General features: G+C 66.3%; 13 protein-coding genes. 4 read left to right on the top strand and 9 right to left on the bottom strand.

What is annotated here, in order from left to right; translation table 11 throughout:
• Positions 1-83 precede the first annotated feature (83 nt).
• Genes AAC014_RS11335 through AAC014_RS11325 form a run of 3 tightly spaced genes read right to left on the bottom strand, consistent with a single transcriptional unit; the run spans position 84 to position 2,598 of the window.
• Entirely contained in the window at positions 84-419 is a 336-nt protein-coding gene (locus tag AAC014_RS11335) for a 2Fe-2S iron-sulfur cluster-binding protein (protein WP_339708509.1), read from the bottom strand.
• Positions 416-1,543: a cysteine desulfurase family protein gene (locus AAC014_RS11330; RefSeq protein WP_339708507.1), complete on the bottom strand. Its 1,128-nt coding sequence runs from the start codon at positions 1,541-1,543 to the stop codon at positions 416-418. Before AAC014_RS11330 ends, AAC014_RS11335 begins: the two co-directional genes overlap by 4 nt.
• Entirely contained in the window at positions 1,540-2,598 is a 1,059-nt protein-coding gene (locus AAC014_RS11325; RefSeq protein ID WP_339708505.1) for an aminotransferase class V-fold PLP-dependent enzyme, read from the bottom strand. The genes AAC014_RS11330 and AAC014_RS11325 overlap by 4 nt, the downstream gene beginning before the upstream one ends.
• Before the next feature lie 95 nt (positions 2,599-2,693).
• Here AAC014_RS11325 and AAC014_RS11320 point away from each other — a divergent pair, with 95 nt between their 5' ends.
• Complete coding sequence (locus AAC014_RS11320; RefSeq protein WP_339708503.1) at positions 2,694-3,341, top strand: alpha/beta hydrolase; 648 nt, start codon at positions 2,694-2,696, stop codon at positions 3,339-3,341.
• Between the two features lie 23 nt (positions 3,342-3,364).
• Here the strand turns inward: AAC014_RS11320 and AAC014_RS11315 are convergent, their stop codons facing one another.
• Positions 3,365-4,450 carry a branched-chain amino acid aminotransferase gene (locus AAC014_RS11315; protein WP_339708501.1) on the bottom strand — a complete coding sequence of 362 codons (1,086 nt, stop codon included), beginning with the start codon at positions 4,448-4,450 and terminating at the stop codon, positions 3,365-3,367.
• Between the two features lie 105 nt (positions 4,451-4,555).
• On the bottom strand, positions 4,556-5,641 hold the full coding sequence (locus AAC014_RS11310; RefSeq protein WP_339708499.1) for an anhydro-N-acetylmuramic acid kinase: 1,086 nt from the start codon (positions 5,639-5,641) through the stop codon (positions 4,556-4,558).
• A 32-nt stretch (positions 5,642-5,673) separates the two neighbouring features.
• Here AAC014_RS11310 and tyrS point away from each other — a divergent pair, with 32 nt between their 5' ends.
• Positions 5,674-6,897 carry a tyrosine--tRNA ligase gene (gene tyrS / locus AAC014_RS11305; protein ID WP_339708497.1) on the top strand — a complete coding sequence of 408 codons (1,224 nt, stop codon included), beginning with the start codon at positions 5,674-5,676 and terminating at the stop codon, positions 6,895-6,897.
• Positions 6,898-6,907: 10 nt separating this feature from the next.
• Here the strand turns inward: tyrS and AAC014_RS11300 are convergent, their stop codons facing one another.
• The 3 genes from AAC014_RS11300 to recG are packed head-to-tail and all read right to left on the bottom strand — an operon-like array spanning position 6,908 to position 9,917.
• Positions 6,908-7,306 carry a GFA family protein gene (locus AAC014_RS11300; protein ID WP_339708495.1) on the bottom strand — a complete coding sequence of 133 codons (399 nt, stop codon included), beginning with the start codon at positions 7,304-7,306 and terminating at the stop codon, positions 6,908-6,910.
• Positions 7,307-7,322: 16 nt separating this feature from the next.
• Entirely contained in the window at positions 7,323-7,829 is a 507-nt protein-coding gene (locus AAC014_RS11295; RefSeq protein ID WP_339708493.1) for a hypothetical protein, read from the bottom strand.
• Between the two features lie 24 nt (positions 7,830-7,853).
• Positions 7,854-9,917: an ATP-dependent DNA helicase RecG gene (gene recG, locus AAC014_RS11290; protein WP_339708491.1), complete on the bottom strand. Its 2,064-nt coding sequence runs from the start codon at positions 9,915-9,917 to the stop codon at positions 7,854-7,856.
• 86 nt (positions 9,918-10,003) lie between these two features.
• Here recG and AAC014_RS11285 point away from each other — a divergent pair, with 86 nt between their 5' ends.
• Together AAC014_RS11285 and mfd are read left to right on the top strand one after the other, a co-directional pair.
• A complete protein-coding gene (locus AAC014_RS11285) occupies positions 10,004-10,276 on the top strand; it encodes a succinate dehydrogenase assembly factor 2 (RefSeq protein WP_339708489.1) in 273 nt (90 codons plus the stop codon).
• Complete coding sequence (gene mfd / locus AAC014_RS11280; protein WP_339708486.1) at positions 10,273-13,737, top strand: transcription-repair coupling factor; 3,465 nt, start codon at positions 10,273-10,275, stop codon at positions 13,735-13,737. The genes AAC014_RS11285 and mfd overlap by 4 nt, the downstream gene beginning before the upstream one ends.
• Before the next feature lie 37 nt (positions 13,738-13,774).
• On the opposite strand, the gene AAC014_RS11275 is transcribed toward mfd, so the two are convergent.
• Positions 13,775-15,586 carry a DUF885 domain-containing protein gene (locus AAC014_RS11275; RefSeq protein ID WP_339708483.1) on the bottom strand — a complete coding sequence of 604 codons (1,812 nt, stop codon included), beginning with the start codon at positions 15,584-15,586 and terminating at the stop codon, positions 13,775-13,777.
• Positions 15,587-15,724: the final 138 nt, after the last annotated feature.

Here is a 15,724-nt window from a genome sequence, read left to right as displayed (position 1 = left end):
ATGAGCAGATTCAACCCAAAACCTTCCATTGATTGGCAGAGATCTTCTTCGACCCTTTCCAAACTTCAAAAGAAAGACAGAATCTAGCGACTTTGCATGTTCACCGCCCCAGCGGGCATCCGCACCTCAAGCTCCGACAGACCTTCGGCCGTGTAAAGCTGGCAGGCGAGCCGAGAGTTGCGCGTGACGCCATAGGCGAAATCCAGCATGTCCTCCTCCTCGACGCTCGGGCGCGGCAGCAGCGCCGCGTGCCGCTCCGCGACGATGACGTGGCAGGTAGAGCAGGCCATCTGCCCTTCGCAGACGCCCTCCAAGGGCTGATCATTCAGCTGTGCGATTTCCAGCAGACGCTCGCCCGGCTTCGCTTCCACCTCGACGATCTTGGCGCCATCCGCCGATATGAACCGCACCAACGTCACGCCGCTGTCCTCCGCTGCATAAGCACCGCCTCTTCGATCATAGTGGCGGCAGCGCGCACCTCGTCTTCCGTCGAGAAGCGGCCCCAGCCGATCCGGAGGCTCGCCTTCGCCTGCGCGCGGCTGAGCCCGAGCGCTTCGAGAACGTGGCTGTGCCGCCCCTTTGCGCTGGCGCACGCAGCGCCCGAGGAAATGGAGAGACGGCGCAGGTCCGCGATCAGGCGGTCACCATCCAGCCCTTCGAAGCGCAGGTTGATGTTGCCGCGCCAGCGGTGCGCGGTGCAGCCGTTGATGACGTGGGGCACATGGAGCGCGGCGAGAAAGGCATCCCACAGTGCTTCGGCCTGGGCAGCATCTTCCTCCATGTGCGCGGTGGCGATCTCGGCGGCCTTGCCGAAGCCGACAGCGAGCGGCGCGGCGAGCGTGCCGGAGCGAAGGCCATCCCCTTCCTGCCCGCCGCCGTGCATCTGCGGTTCGAGATCGAGGCCCGGGCGGAGGACAAGCGCGCCGATGCCCTTGGGCCCATAGATCTTGTGCGCCGAGAGGCTCATGAGGTCGATGCCGAGCGCGGGCATATCCAGCGGGATCTTGCCGAAGCCCTGCGCCGCGTCGCAGTGGAACAAGGCGCCGGCGGCGTGCGCGGCGGCGGCGATCTCGGCGAGCGGCTGGATAACACCGATCTCGTTGTTGACCGCCATGACGGAGACGAGCGCAACGTCGGGACCGAGCGCGGCTTCAAGGGCCGCCAGATCGATGAGGCCGTCCGCGCCGACATGGAGCACGGTGAGATCAAAGCCCTGCGTTTCGAGGTAGCGCGCGGTTTCGAGGACGCAGCTGTGCTCCGTGGCGACGGTGACGAGGCGACGACGCCCGGCGCGGGCCATAACGCCCTTCAGCGCAAGGTTGTTCGCTTCGGTGGCACCGCTTGTAAAAACAACGGATTCCGGATGGGCGTTGAGCAGGCGTGCGATGTGGGCGCGGGCGACATCGACGGCGGCCTCGGCCTCCCAACCGTATCGATGATTGCTGTGCGGGTTGCCGAACTTCGCAGTCCAGAACGGCTCCATCGCCGCAACGACGGCGGGATCGGTGGGCGTTGTTGCTTGATAATCGAGGTAGATGTTCATGCCGCCTGCCTTGCCGCCGCGAGCGTTTCCCACACGGCGCAGAAGGCGTCGATGTCGGCCTCAGTCGTCGTCCAGCCGAGGCTGACGCGGATCACGTCGACAGACCCGATCCCCATCGCGGCGAGCACGTGACTGGCGCCTACCTTGCCTGAGGAGCACGCCGAGCCGCTGGAAACGGCGATGCCCGCCATGTCGAAACGGATGAGCTGCGTAGCGGCGGGGACGCCCGCCAAGCGGATCATGCTCGTCGTCGGCAGGCGGGGCGCGGATGCGGCGACGACTTCCGCACCGAGCGCGGTGAGGCGGGTCTCCATGCGATCGCGCAGGGTGCCAGCACGAGCGGGCCAGTCGGTGTCCGCGCGGCGCGCTTCGAGCGCGGCGGCGAAACCGGCGATGCCGACAAGATTCTCGGTGCCGCCGCGAAGCCCCCGCTCCTGCCCGCCGCCTTTCTGGATCGCAGCGAAATCATCGGCGCAGCGCACGATGAGCGCGCCCACGCCGGGCGGGCCGCCGAGCTTGTGCGCGGAGACGGCGACGAAATCGGCAGGCGGGAGCGGAAGTTTTCCGGCGGTCTGCACGGCGTCGCACACAACGCGCGCACCGGCCGCGTGAGCAGTTTCGACGATCTGCGCGAGCGGCTGGATGACACCGGTTTCGTTGTTGGCGTGGCTCACGGCGAGAAGATCGCCGGCCGCAAGCGCGGGAAGCCGCGCGAGGCCGTTCGCATCGACGGGGACGATCACGGCATCCGGCGCGGCGGCAAGGACGGCGGCATGTTCGGTCGCAAGGACAAGGCGGCGGCTCGCCTTCGCACCGTTCAGCGCGAGCGCGAGCGCCTCGGTGCCGCCGCTCGTGAACACGGTCTGCTGCGGAAAGGCTCCGAGCGCGACGGCGATGCGTTCGCGGCAGTCTTCCAGAAGCGCCTTGGCGCGGCGCCCCTCGGCATGAACGGACGACGGATTCGCCCACGCGCGCGCGGCTTCCGCCATTGCCTCCGCGGCGGGAACAGCCATCGGCGCGGTCGCATTCCAGTCGAGATAGATTCGTGCCTTCAATTCACTGCCTTGCTGAACGCGACTCATTCATTGAGTCCGGAAGGGTCTTTCCTATATAGGCACGAGCTTTCCCGCGCACAGTATCAGGACCATCGATGCCCGAAGTGATTTTCCCCGGACCGGAAGGCCGGCTCGAGGGACGCTATCAGCCCGGCAACAAGCCGCGCTCGCCCGTCGCCATTCTGCTCCACCCGCACCCGCAGGGCGGCGGCACGATGAACAATGCCATCGTGCAGGCGATGTACCAGTCGTTCGTGCGGCGCGGCTTCGCGACGCTGCGCTTCAACTTCCGCGGCGTGGGCCGCAGCCAGGGAACGTTCGACCAAGGCGTCGGCGAGCTGTCGGACGCGGCGAGCGCGCTCGACTGGCTGCAGCAGTTCAACCCGGAAGCGCCCGTCACCTGGGTTGGCGGCTTCAGCTTCGGCGCGTGGATCGGGATGCAGCTGCTGATGCGCCGCCCGGAGATCAAGGGCTTCATTTCGGTGGCGCCGCCCGCGAACATGTACGACTTCGGCTTCCTGGCGCCCTGCCCGTCTTCAGGCCTCATCGTGCAGGGTCTTGCCGACGAGGTGGTCGCGCACGGCGCGGTTCAGAAGCTCGTCGACAAGCTGAAGACGCAGAAGCACATCACGATCACATATGAGACCGTTCCCGGCGCGAACCACTTCTTCGCGAACGAGATGAACGAGCTGATGGGCGTGATTGACGCCTACCTCGACATGCGGCTCGCGACCGACCGTTAAGGTCGGCCGCAAGCTGCAAGGTTTTAGCCGACCTTGCGGATCCAGCCACGCTCGTCGTTCGACTCGCCGCGCTGGATGCCGACGAGCGCCGCGCGCAGCTTCTGCGTGACCGGGCCGGTCGTCGTGCCATCGCCGATGGTAAATTCGCCGCCGCGATAGCGCACCGTGCCGATGGCAGCGACGACAGCCGCGGTACCGCACGCGAACACTTCGCGCAGACGGCCGCTTTCCGCGTCCGCTTTCCACTCATCGAAGCTGTACGGCTTTTCCTCCACCTTCACGCCGTCGGCGCGCGCGAGCTCGATGAGCGAGGCGCGGGTGATACCGGGGAGGATCGTGCCGAGTGGCGGCGTGATGATGCTGCCGTCGTCCATCACGAAGAAGACGTTCATGCCGCCCAACTCCTCGACCCAACGGCGTTCGGCCGCATCGAGGAACACCACCTGATCGCAGCCCTGACGGGTCGCCTCCGCCTGCGCGATGAGGCTGCCCGCATAGTTGCCGCCGCACTTCGCGGCGCCGGTGCCGCCCGTCGCCGCGCGCGTGTAGTTGTCGGACACCCAGATCGTGACCGGCTTGCCGCCGCCCTTGAAATAGGGACCGACCGGGCTTGCGATCACACAGAAGATGTAGTGCGCGGCGGGCTTCACGCCGAGGAACACCTCGTCCGCAAACATGAACGGGCGGAGGTAGAGGCTCCCCTCCCCGTCCGGAATCCAGTCGCGATCGGCGGCGACGAGCTTTTCGACCGCCTCGACAAAGAGCTCTTCGGGAATCCGCGGCATCGCCATGCGGTCCGCCGACTCGTTGAAGCGGCGCGCGTTCTCTTCGGGACGGAACATCGTGATCTCGCCGCCGCGACCGCGATACGCCTTCATGCCTTCGAAGATTTCCTGCGCGTAGTGCAGCACGGCCGCCGCCGGATCGAGCGAGAACGGCGTGCGCGGGCGCACCTCGGCGTTGTGCCAGCCTTTCCCTTCGGTCCATTCGATCGTCACCATGTGATCGGTGAAGAGCTTTCCGAATCCGGGGTCTTCAATCAGTTTCGCACGCTCCGCAGCGGGGACCGGCGTCGCGGGGGTGACGCAGAATTCTAGACCGGATGTCATCATTCTCTCCTTAAAACTTGTTCGGGCCGCGGTCCCAGCGACGACTCGCGCGCTTTGTTAGAAAATTGCGCGGCCCTTTGGCAAGCCATCCGCCGTACAGGAATGTCAGGACCGGAAAATGACACCGCCCACGGTGGGCGACGGCACGCCCGTGGTGCCGGGGAAACTGATCGGCAGATCGCGGAGACGCCGCACCGCCATATAGGCGAAGCCCTCCGCCTCCATCGCATCGCCCCGCCAGCCGACGGCTTCGACGGGATCGGCGGGAATGCCGGCGCGCGTGGCGAGCATCCGCATCAGCGTGGCGTTGTGCCGCCCGCCGCCGGTGACGAGCAGCCGCGCCGGAGGTACAGGAAGATGGGCGAGCGCCAGCCGGACGGTTTCCGCCGTGAACGCGGTGAGGGTCGCCGCTCCGTCCTCGAACGACAAGCCGCTGACGGCATTCAGCGAGAAATCGTGACGATCGAGCGACTTTGGCGGCGGAACGGCGAACCAGTCGAGGTTCGTCATGCGCGCCAGCACCTCCTCGTGGACGAGGCCCGACGCCGCGATGGCACCGCCCGCATCATGGCTGAGCCCTTGCGCGGCAAGCACCCAGTCATCGATGAGCGCGTTGGCAGGGCCGGTATCGAATGCGATCATCTGATCGTCGTCGCCAAGGAAGGTGACATTTCCGACGCCGCCGAGATTGAGAACGGCGATCGGCCCGCCAAGCGCCGAGGCGAGCGCTCGGTGATAGACGGGGAGCAGCGGCGCCCCCTGCCCGCCAGCCGCGACGTCCGCCGAGCGAAGGTCGGCAACCACCGGGATGCCGAGCGCACGGGCGAGCGCGGCACCGTCGCCGATCTGCCATGTCCAGCCGCGTTCCGGCCGATGCGCAATGGTTTGGCCGTGGAAGCCGACGACGTCAGCGGAGGCGCCATCCAGCAGCGCGCGCACCGCTTCGGCGTGCAGCGCGGTGATCTCCGCCGCTGCGGCGTCGATCAACGGATCCGCGCCGGGCGCATCCATGCCAAGCGCACGTTCGATAGAGGTACGGAGCTTTTTGCGCGTGTCTTCACCGTAGGGAACGCTGAGGAAACCGAGCGGACGGACGTGCCCCTCGCCGTCCGTTTCGATGAGCGCGGCGTCGATTCCGTCCATCGACGTGCCAGACATCAGGCCGACCGCGCGATAAAGCCCGCTACTCATACGCTCACCCTCATGCTATGCGCCCGGCCGCTATGACCCAATTCAAGTCCGATCTCCTACGCCTGCTCGATGCGCGCGGCTATATCCATCAGCAGACCGACGCGGCGGCGCTCGATGCGCTTGCGATGAAGCAGGTCGTGCCCGGCTATATCGGCTTCGATCCGACCGCGCCCTCGCTGCATGTCGGCAGTCTTGTGCAGATCATGCTGCTGCGCCGTCTTCAGCAGACCGGCCACAAGCCGATCGTGCTGATGGGCGGCGGCACCGGCAAGATCGGAGACCCGAGCTTCAAGGACGAAGCCCGGCGGCTGATGACGACCGAGACGATCGCGAGCAACGTCGCCTCGATCAAGCGCATCTTCGAGAAGTTCCTGACCTTCGGCGACGGCCCCACCGACGCCGTGATGGTCGACAATGCCGAGTGGCTCGACAAGCTGGAGTACATCCCGTTCCTGCGCGACATCGGCCAGCACTTTTCGGTGAACCGGATGCTGAGCTTCGATTCGGTGAAGCTGCGCCTTGAGCGCGAGCAGTCGCTGAGCTTCCTCGAGTTCAACTACATGATCCTGCAGGCCTACGACTTCCTCGAACTCTCGCGCCGCGCCGCCTGCCGCCTGCAGATGGGCGGATCGGACCAGTGGGGCAACATCGTGAACGGCGTCGAACTCGCACGCCGCGTGGACGGCGCGGAGGTGTTCGGCGTGACGACGCCGCTCATCACCACCGCCGACGGCGGCAAGATGGGCAAGACGATGGCGGGGGCCGTGTGGCTCAACGAGGAGTCGCTTCCCGCCTACGATTACTGGCAATTCTGGCGGAACACGCATGATGCCGATGTGGGGCGCTTCCTGAAGCTGTTCACCGATCTGCCGCTGGATGAGATCGCGCGACTGGAAGCGCTGGAAGGTGCTGAGATCAACGCCGCCAAGGAAACGCTCGCGAACGCGGCGACGGCGATGTGCCGGGGCGAGGACGCCGCGCAGGGCGCAGCGGAAACCGCGCGTGCGACATTTACCGAAGGCGGCGCGGGCGAGGATTTGCCGCACATCGCCGCGGCGGGCGCGATCCCGCTCGTCGATGCGCTCGTCGACCTCGGCCTTTCCGCTTCCAAGGGCGAAGCGCGGCGCCTGATCACGCAGGGCGGTGCGCGCGTGAACGGCGAAGCCGTGACGGATGCCGCCGCGATGGTTTCAGGCGCCGGCGCTGTGCGCGTGTCGGCGGGGAAGAAGCGGCACGGCGTGGTGAACTTCGGGTAAGACCACCCGTTCAGTGCGGCTGGGGCGGCACCGTGGTGAACTGCGGGGCACTATCGGCGATGTCGTAGTAATCGCCCTTTTCGGCCGTGTGGACGTGCACGGCAAGGCGCGTGTTCGTCGGCGTATCGAAGGAACCCATCGCGATCCCTGTCCAGTCGCGGCCGATCGGATCCCAGAACAGCGATGACCCGCAGGTTGCGCAGAAGCCGCGGCGTACCTTTTCGGAGGACGGAAACCAGCGGACGTTTTCCGCGCCGCTGATGGTAAGTGCGGAGCGGGGCACATCGGTCGACACGAAAAAGTGGCCCGACTGTTTCCGGCATTGCGTGCAATGACAGCCATCCGGCCCGGGCAGATCACCCTCCACCGTGAAGCTCACCGCACCGCAGAGACAAGACCCCGTGTGCACCTTCGAAACCTCCGACTTATCGCTCCCGCTGCGCGCGCGGACGCCAGTTATGAACGTCCTCGCCGATCTCTGCGCGGGTTTCGGGACTGAGAGATCTGCCGAGCGTCTTGACCCGCAAACGGCCGGACGCTTCGGCGCTGCGGTCCCCCCCGGTCGTGGCGGCGAGCGCCCAGAAATAGGCGTCGTCGACGTTTCGGCTGACGCCCTGACCATGCGCGAAGGCATCCGAGAGCGCAATCTGCGCCGGGCCGTAGCCGCGGCTGGCGGCGCGGTGAAACCATCCGGCAGCGACAGCCGAGCTTGCCCGAACGCCTTGCCCCTTTGCGTACATGACGCCGAGCATCGTTTCAGCAATCGCCGAGCCATGCTCGGCAAGGCGTTGGAAGCCGCGCCGCGCCGTACGGTAATCGCCCGTTTGATAGGCCGACATCGCGCCTTCAAGCCGCGCAGACGCCCAGTCGATCCCAGCGACGGATGGCGTCGCCAGTGCGAGCAGCAGCGCGATAGTAAGCTGTGTCTTCATCTCTCCTGGCGCTGTCGCAAACAGCTAGCCGGAACGCAAGAGGCCGACGGCGGCATCACGTCCGAAGAGATAGAGAAGAATGCGGGCCGCCTCGCCGCGCGGGCCGGAAAGTCCGCCTTCGTGCTCGACGAGCAGGCGGGCGTCGTCGCGCGCCGCTTCGACGAGCGCGCCGACCTGTTCGGGCGTGGCGATGCGGAACTCCGGGTCGCCGGACTGGCGGACGCCGAGAAGCTCGCCGCCGCCGCGCAGCTTCAGGTCTTCCTCGGCGATTTCGAAGCCGTCATTCGACCGGCGAATGAGCGCGAGGCGGCTGCGCGCGGTTTCCGAGATGTTGGGCGCGCGGACGAGTAGGCACACGGAGCGCGCGGCACCGCGCCCTACACGGCCCCGCAGCTGGTGAAGCTGTGCGAGACCGAAGCGTTCGGCCTGCTCGATGACCATCAGGCTCGCCTCGGGCACATCGACGCCGACCTCGACCACGGTGGTCGCGACAAGAAGCTGGATGCGACCGGCCTGGAAATCCGCCATCACCGCATCCTTCTCCGGCCCCTTCATGCGGCCGTGGACGAGGCCCACGATGGATCCGAAGCGTTCCTTCAGCATCGCGTAGCGCGCATCGGCGGCGGCGAGATCGCCAGCGGCCTCGCTTTCCTCCACCAAGGGGCAGACCCAATACGCGCGGCCGCCATCGGCGAGCAGTCGGCCGACGCCTTCGACAACCTCCTCCAGCCGCTCCTGACTGATGACACGCGTTTCCACAGGCGTGCGTCCGGGGGGCATCTCGTCGAGCTTCGAAATGTCCATCTCGCCATATTGCGTGAGCGTGAGGGTGCGTGGGATCGGCGTTGCGGTCATGACCAGCATGTGCGCGGTCTTCTCCGCCTTGTCCGCCAGCATCAGGCGCTGCGCGACGCCGAAGCGGTGTTGCTCGTCGACGACGACGAGGCCGAGGTTTTTGTAGTCCACCGCCTCCTGAAAGATCGCGTGGGTGCCGACGAGGATCTGGATTTCCCCCGCCGCGAGGTCGGCGAGGATGGCCTTCCTCTGCGCGCCCTTTTCTCGCCCGGTGAGAATTTCGGCGCGGACGCCGATGCCGTCCAAGAGCGTGGCGATGTTCGCCATGTGCTGGCGGGCGAGAATTTCCGTCGGGGCGAGCATCGCCGCCTGCGCGCCCGCCTCCACCGCGCCGAGCATCGCGGCGAGCGCGACCAGCGTCTTGCCCGAGCCGACATCGCCCTGCAGCAGCCGCAGCATCGGCGCGGACTGCGCAAGATCGCCGGTAATCTCGGCAACCGCGCGCTGCTGGGCGCCTGTGGGGCGATACGGGAGCGCGCGGAGCATGGCATCGATGAGGCGGCCATCACCCCGGAGCGGCAACGCACCCTTGCGGCGCGATGCTTGCCGCATCAGGAGGAGTGCGAGCTGGTTCGCGAAAAGTTCGTCGTAGGCAAGCCGGTCGCGCACGGTGCGATCGTTGGCATGGGCGGCGGCAAGCGCTTCGTGCCAGCGCGGCCAGCCGCGCTGGCGCACGAGCGAACCGCCCGCCCACTCGGGAAGCTCGGGCACGCGCTCCAGCGCGTGCTCGACGAGCGTGCGGAGGCGGCGGTTGGTGAGACCTTCGGTGAGGCCGTAGACGGCTTCGCGCTCGGGAATATCCCCTGCCTTTTCAAGCACCACGACATGATCGGGATGGACGATCTGGAGATTCTGCCCGAAGCGGTCGAGACGGCCACTGACGACGCGGCGCTCGCCGATGGGCAGGAGCTGGCGCGCATAGCCGCCGCGATCGGTGAAGAACACGATATCGAGCAGGTTTCCGTCCCCATCGCGGGCCCGCACACGCAACGGCGACTTCGGCCCGCGCGTTTCGTGACCCACGACATCAACGCTGAGCGTGACGACCTTTCCTTCCAGGCCGTCGTGCAGGGAATCGACGCGCAGGCGCTCGATCTCGCCCGTCGGCAGATGAAACAGGAGATCGATGACGCGCGCGATCTCCAGCCGCTCGAGCTGACGCTGAAGCGCCGGGCCTACGCCTTTCAGCGCGGCGATTTCCGCGAACAGGGGGTTGAGGATATCGGGCCGCATGGTATCTCGCTTCGCGAACTGACTAACCCCATGCAGCGGGAGGCGCAAATGCGCTTTCCGTCTCATTGCTATTGGCGAAAGCGCAGATGACCAACCCCCTCGACGCGCGCCGGCGGCGGCTCCACTTCCGCGCATGGCACCGCGGCACCAAGGAAGCCGACATCATGATCGGCAGCTTCACCGACCGCTATCTCGCGGGCTGGGGCGAGGCCGAGATCGCGTGGATGGAAGCGTTCCTCGAAGAGGACGACGTGGAGATCATGGCGTGGGCGATCGGCACGGCCGAGGCGCCGGAGCGGTGGCATGGGCCGCTGCTCGACGCTTTGACGCGGCTCGATTTCATGGTGGCGCCGGAGTGAAGAACTACGTCGAGACGATCGCAAAGGTGGGGGCGCCGCTGACGCTCGCAAGCGCACCCGCCGGTTTCCAGCCGTGGCTGCTCGCGGACCTCGCGCGTGCCGCGTTCGCGAAGGGCGCGCGCGCAGTGTTCGTCGCGCCCGACGACCTTGCCGCGCATCAACTTCTTGATGCCGCGCACTTCTTCGCGCCCGAGGTGGAGACGCTGTACGTTCCGGCGTGGGACTCGCTGCCCTACGACCGCGCTTCGCCCTCGCTGCGCGTGGCGGCGGAGCGGGTCGCAGGGCTTGCTGGGCTGCTGAGGCCGGTGACGACGCCGCAGCTTGTCGCGACGACGGTGAACGCGCTCATCCAGCGGACGCTGGCGCCCGAGCGGCTGAGCCGGCTCTCGGCCCGCATCGCACCGGGCGAACGCATCGACCGTGACGCGCTCTCCGAAATGCTCGTGGCCAACGGCTATGTGCGTACCGATACGGTGATGGACGCAGGCGAGTTCGCTGTACGCGGCGGCATCCTGGACTTGTTCCCGGCAGGCAGCGAGCACGCGCTGCGGCTGGACTTCTTCGGTGACGAGATCGAGACGCTGCGGCTGTTCGACCCCGCCAGCCAGATGACGACCGGCACCAACGCGGGCTTCGACCTGCTGCCGGTTTCCGAGGCGCTGCTTTCGGCGGACAGCATCCAGCGCTTCCGGCGTGGCTACGTCGATCGCTTTGGCGCAACCGCAACCAGCGATCCACTCTATCAGGCGGTGAGCGACGGGCGGCGGCTCGCGGGCATGGAGAACTGGCTACCCCTGTTCGAGGACGGGCTCGGCGCGGTGTTCGACTATCTGGGCGCGGCCGACATCATCGTGCGCGACGAGGGCACGAGCCTTGCCGCCGAGCAGCGCTTCGCCGCCATCGCCGATTATCACGGCAACCGCGTTTCCGCGATGACGCGCGAGCCAGGCAGCTACCGGCCGCTGCCGCCCGAGGCGCTGTACCTGACGAAGGCAGAGTGGGACGCGCGGCAGATGCACCTCGCCACGCACTTCGCGCGGCCCGACGAGGATGCCGTGCTCGACCTCGGCGTGACGGCGGCGCGGGACTTCGCGCCGGAGCGCGCGGCGCAGGCGAACATCTACGAGGCCGTCGGCACACATGTCGCCGCGCTGCACAAGAGCGGCCACCGCGTGGTGCTGGCGAGCTACACCGAAGGTTCGCGCGACCGGCTGCACACGCTGCTTGCCGACCACGGCTTCGGGCCGCTGCATATCGTGGAGAACTGGCAGGAGGCACTGGGTGCCGCCAAGAGCGGCGGCGCTGCGATGGCGGTGCTGCCGATCGACCACGGCTTCACGACAGGCGATGTCGCGCTCGTTTCCGAGCAGGACATGTTCGGCGACCGGATGGTGCGGCGCGTGAAACGGGCGCGCAAGGCCGATGCCTTCATGGACCAGATTTCCATGATGACGCCGGGCGACCTCGTGGTTCACGCGGACCACGGCATCGGGCGCTACGAGGGGCTGACCACGATCGAGGTGGGCCGGAGCCCGCATGACTGCGTGCACCTTTCGTACGCGGGCGGCGACAAGCTGTATGTGCCGGTGGAGAACATGGACGTTCTCTCGCGCTATGGCTCCGACTCCGAGGGCGTGGCGCTCGACAAGCTTGGGGGCGCGAGTTGGCAGGCCCGCAAGGCGCGGATGAAGGAGCGGATTCGGGAGATTGCGAACGAACTACTCAAAGTAGCCGCGGAGAGAGCGACTCGGCCGGGGAAGGTTTTCGAGGCGGAGGCGTCTACTTTCGGGGCGTTCGTGGACCGCTTCCCTTATGCCGAGACCGACGATCAGCTGCGCGCGGTGGACGACGTGGTCGCGGACCTTGCGGCGGGCAAGCCGATGGACCGGCTGATCGTGGGCGATGTCGGCTTCGGCAAGACCGAGGTGGCGCTGCGCGCGGCGTTCGTGGGCGCGATGGCGGGGAACCAGGTGGCGGTGGTCTGCCCGACAACGCTGCTCGCGCGGCAGCACGCGCAGAACTTCCGCGAGCGTTTCGATGGACTGCCGGTGAAGATCGGGCATCTTTCGCGGCTGGTTCCGGCGGGCGAGGCCGCGCAGACACGCGCGGGACTTGCCGACGGCAGCGTCGATATCGTGGTCGGAACGCACGCACTTTTATCGAAGAATATCAATTTCAAGCGACTCGGCCTTGTCATCGTGGATGAAGAGCAGCGCTTCGGCGTGATCCACAAGGAACGGCTGAAACAGCTGAAGTCCGACGTGCACGTGCTGACACTGACCGCGACGCCGATCCCGCGCACGCTGCAGATGGCGATGTCGGGGCTACGCGACATGTCGATCATCGCAACGCCGCCGGTCGACCGGCTGGCGGTGCGCACCTATGTGATGCCGTGGGACGAGGTGGTGGTGCGCGAAGCGCTGCTGCGCGAGCATTATCGCGGTGGCCAGAGCTTCTTCGTGACGCCGCGCATCGCCGATATCCCCGAGATCGAGGACTTCCTGCGCACGCACGTTCCCGAAGTGAAGTTCATCGTCGCGCACGGGCAGATGGGGGCGACCGAGGTCGAGGAGCGCATGTCCGCCTTCTACGACAAGCGCTACGACGTGCTGGTGTCCACGACGATCATCGAATCCGGGCTCGACATTCCGAGCGCCAATACGCTGGTGGTGCACCGCGCCGACATGTTCGGACTCGCCCAGCTCTACCAGATCCGGGGCCGCGTGGGCCGATCGAAGACGCGCGCCTATGCGTATCTGACGACACCCGCGAACCACGTGATCACCGAGACGGCCACGAAGCGGCTGCAGGTGCTTTCCAACCTCGACACATTGGGCGCGGGCTTCCAGCTCGCCGCGCAGGATTTGGACATTCGGGGCGCGGGCAATCTGCTCGGCGACGAGCAATCCGGGCATATCCGCGAGATCGGCTTCGAACTGTATCAGGACATGCTTGAGGAGGCGATGCTGGCAGCGCGCGCCGACGCGGCGGGCCTCGACCGGCCGCGCGAGGCGTTCAGCCCGCAGATCGCGGTGGATGCGCCGATCCTCATCCCCGAAAGCTATGTGGCCGACCTCAACCTTCGCATGGCGCTCTATCGGCGGCTCAACGACATCGACGAGGTGGCCGGCGTGGAGCCGTTTGCCGCCGAGATGATCGACCGCTTCGGCAAGTTGCCAAATGAGGTCAGCAATCTGCTGAAAGTCATTGAAATCAAACTGCACTGCAAAGCCGCCAACATCGAGAAGCTGGAGGCCGGACCCAAGGGCGCGCTGATCGCCTTCCACGCCGGCAGCTTCCCGAAACCCGGCAAGCTGATCGAGTTCGTGCAGAAGAACGCGCAGGTGGCGAGGCTACGCCCCGACCACAAGCTGTTCATCGGCCGCGACTGGCCGAACCCGGCATCGCGGCTGCAGGGTGGGCTTAACGTGGCGCGCGCGATGGGGAAGCTCGCCGGATAGCGTCCCCGATCAGCGCGTCACGTTTCCGCACGATGCGCTAGCGGCGCTTCGCGGCGATGTACTGATCGACCTGTTCCTCGAGCACGTTCAGCGGCAGGGCGCCTTCGCTGAGGACGGCTTCGTGAAATTCGCGAATGTCGAAGCGCTGCCCGAGCGCGCGCTCGGCGCGGGCGCGGAGTTCCGCGATCTTGAGCTGGCCGACCATGTAGCTCGACGCCTGCCCCGGCCAGTTGAAATAGCGATCGACCTCGCGCGCGATGTCGGTATCCGATACCGAACTGTTGGCGCGAAAATAGGCGATCGCCTGATCGCGCGTCCAGCGCTTCGAATGGATACCGGTGTCGAGCACCAGACGGATCGCCCGCCACACCTGAAGCGAGAGCATGCCGAACCGTTCGTAAGGGCCTTTGTACGCGCCCATCTCGTCCGCCAGCCTTTCCGAATAAAGGCCCCAGCCCTCCATATAGGCGCCGTAGCCGCCAAACATGCGGAACTTCGGAATGCCCGTCAGTTCCTGCTGACGCGCGATCTGGAAGTGGTGGCCGGGCGCGCCTTCATGCACGGAGATTCCGGCGACCTGCACCTTCTGCGTCTGGTTCATGTCAACGAGATTGACGTAGTAGATGCCAGGCCGTGAGCCGTCTGCCGAGGGCTGGTTGTAAAACGCGGTCGGCGCGGTCGCTTCGCGCCATTTTTCCACCGCACGCACCTCCAGCGCGGCCTTGGGCAGCACACTAAAGTAGCGCGGTGCGACGTCCATCACCGACGCGATCACTGCCCGCGCATCCTTCAGATAGGTTTCGCGGCCCGCATCGGTATTGGGATATTTGAATTCGGGATCGGTGCGGATGTGATCGAAGAACTGATTGAGCGTGCCATCGAACCCAACCTCGCGTTTGATCGCCTCCATCTCCTGCCGGATCGCCGCAACCTGCTTCAGCCCCAGCGCGTGAATCTGATCCGCCGTGAGGTTCGTCGTCGTCGCGCTTTCAAGCTGGTCTGCGTAATAGGCATCGCCGCCGGGCAGGCTCCAGACCCCGAAATTGCCTTTCGACAGGGGCGCGACCTCGTCGATCGCAGCGATCAGCACGTCGTAGCCGGTGCGGAGCGGGCCCGTCAGCGCCGCGCTTGCATCGGCAAGAAGCTTCTCCTTCACCGCAGGCGGGGCACCCAGAGCGCCGACCTTCTTGCGGAAATCGGCCATCAGCGTTGAATCCGGACCGCTGTCGAACGGCGCTCCGACGAGGACTTTGCCGGCGTCGGCGCGTGCGGGCGCGAAATTCACCGTGTTGGGAACAACGCCCTGCGCGGCCTGCGCCCGCATGGTTGCCGCAACCTCCCGCATCACGCGCTCGGTATCGCGCAGGCGGGCGATATAGGCCTCCGCATCAGCCACGGTATCGACCTTGTGGTTGTTGATGAGAAGCACCGGGATGTCGCCCGCCGGACTGCCGTTGGTCGTGACCGGGAAGCGCAGTTTTCGAAACGCGAAAGCCTTGCGGCTCCGCTGAACATCATATTCGAAGAGGCGGAAACTTATTTGCGCGCGCTTGCTGAGCTGCTCGGGCCGGAAGCGCGCGCGCATCTCCTTGAGCTGGCGCTCCGCAAGCGCTTGCTCGCGTACCGCAGCGGCATCCGTGTAGTCATTGAGCCGGTCGTTGTCGGTCTTGAGTCCGAGCTGCGTCAAGGTTTCGGGCTGGAGGCTCACGCGCTCGTCAAACGCCTGGTCGAGGAACTGGAGCAGCGCCGCATCCTGGACATTTTCAGGCGCTGTCTGCGCGATCGCCGGAACAGGGGCAAAAGCGAGCGGCGTGGCGCAGGCCAGCAGCAGAGCAAGAGTGAAGCGCATGAATTTCTCCTGTCGAATGCCGGATTTTCGCGTACCGAACTGAACGCGGCCCGCTTTTCACAGTTTGGGGGGGGCCGTGTCGAGCACAACCTGAATTCCGACTGCCGGTAGTGATATCTTGATGCGCCACGGACCCCA

The organism is uncultured Sphingosinicella sp. (assembly GCF_963974575.1).
GTDB lineage: Bacteria > Pseudomonadota > Alphaproteobacteria > Sphingomonadales > Sphingomonadaceae > Sphingosinicella.
The sequence above is the reverse complement of the archived record's forward strand: the minus strand, read 5'-3'. Positions and strand labels throughout refer to the sequence as shown.

What these genes read in the sequence shown, in the direction of transcription:
- AAC014_RS11330 (WP_339708507.1), bottom strand. Translation starts at nt 1,543, where the DNA reads ATGAACATCTACCTCGATTATCAAGCAACAACGCCCACCGATCCCGCC.
- AAC014_RS11320 (WP_339708503.1), top strand. Translation starts at nt 2,694, where the DNA reads ATGCCCGAAGTGATTTTCCCCGGACCGGAAGGCCGGCTCGAGGGACGC.
- AAC014_RS11315 (WP_339708501.1), bottom strand. Translation starts at nt 4,450, where the DNA reads ATGACATCCGGTCTAGAATTCTGCGTCACCCCCGCGACGCCGGTCCCC.
- AAC014_RS11310 (WP_339708499.1), bottom strand. Translation starts at nt 5,641, where the DNA reads ATGAGTAGCGGGCTTTATCGCGCGGTCGGCCTGATGTCTGGCACGTCG.
- tyrS (WP_339708497.1), top strand. Translation starts at nt 5,674, where the DNA reads ATGACCCAATTCAAGTCCGATCTCCTACGCCTGCTCGATGCGCGCGGC.
- AAC014_RS11295 (WP_339708493.1), bottom strand. Translation starts at nt 7,829, where the DNA reads ATGAAGACACAGCTTACTATCGCGCTGCTGCTCGCACTGGCGACGCCA.
- recG (WP_339708491.1), bottom strand. Translation starts at nt 9,917, where the DNA reads ATGCGGCCCGATATCCTCAACCCCCTGTTCGCGGAAATCGCCGCGCTG.
- AAC014_RS11285 (WP_339708489.1), top strand. Translation starts at nt 10,004, where the DNA reads ATGACCAACCCCCTCGACGCGCGCCGGCGGCGGCTCCACTTCCGCGCA.
- AAC014_RS11275 (WP_339708483.1), bottom strand. Translation starts at nt 15,586, where the DNA reads ATGCGCTTCACTCTTGCTCTGCTGCTGGCCTGCGCCACGCCGCTCGCT.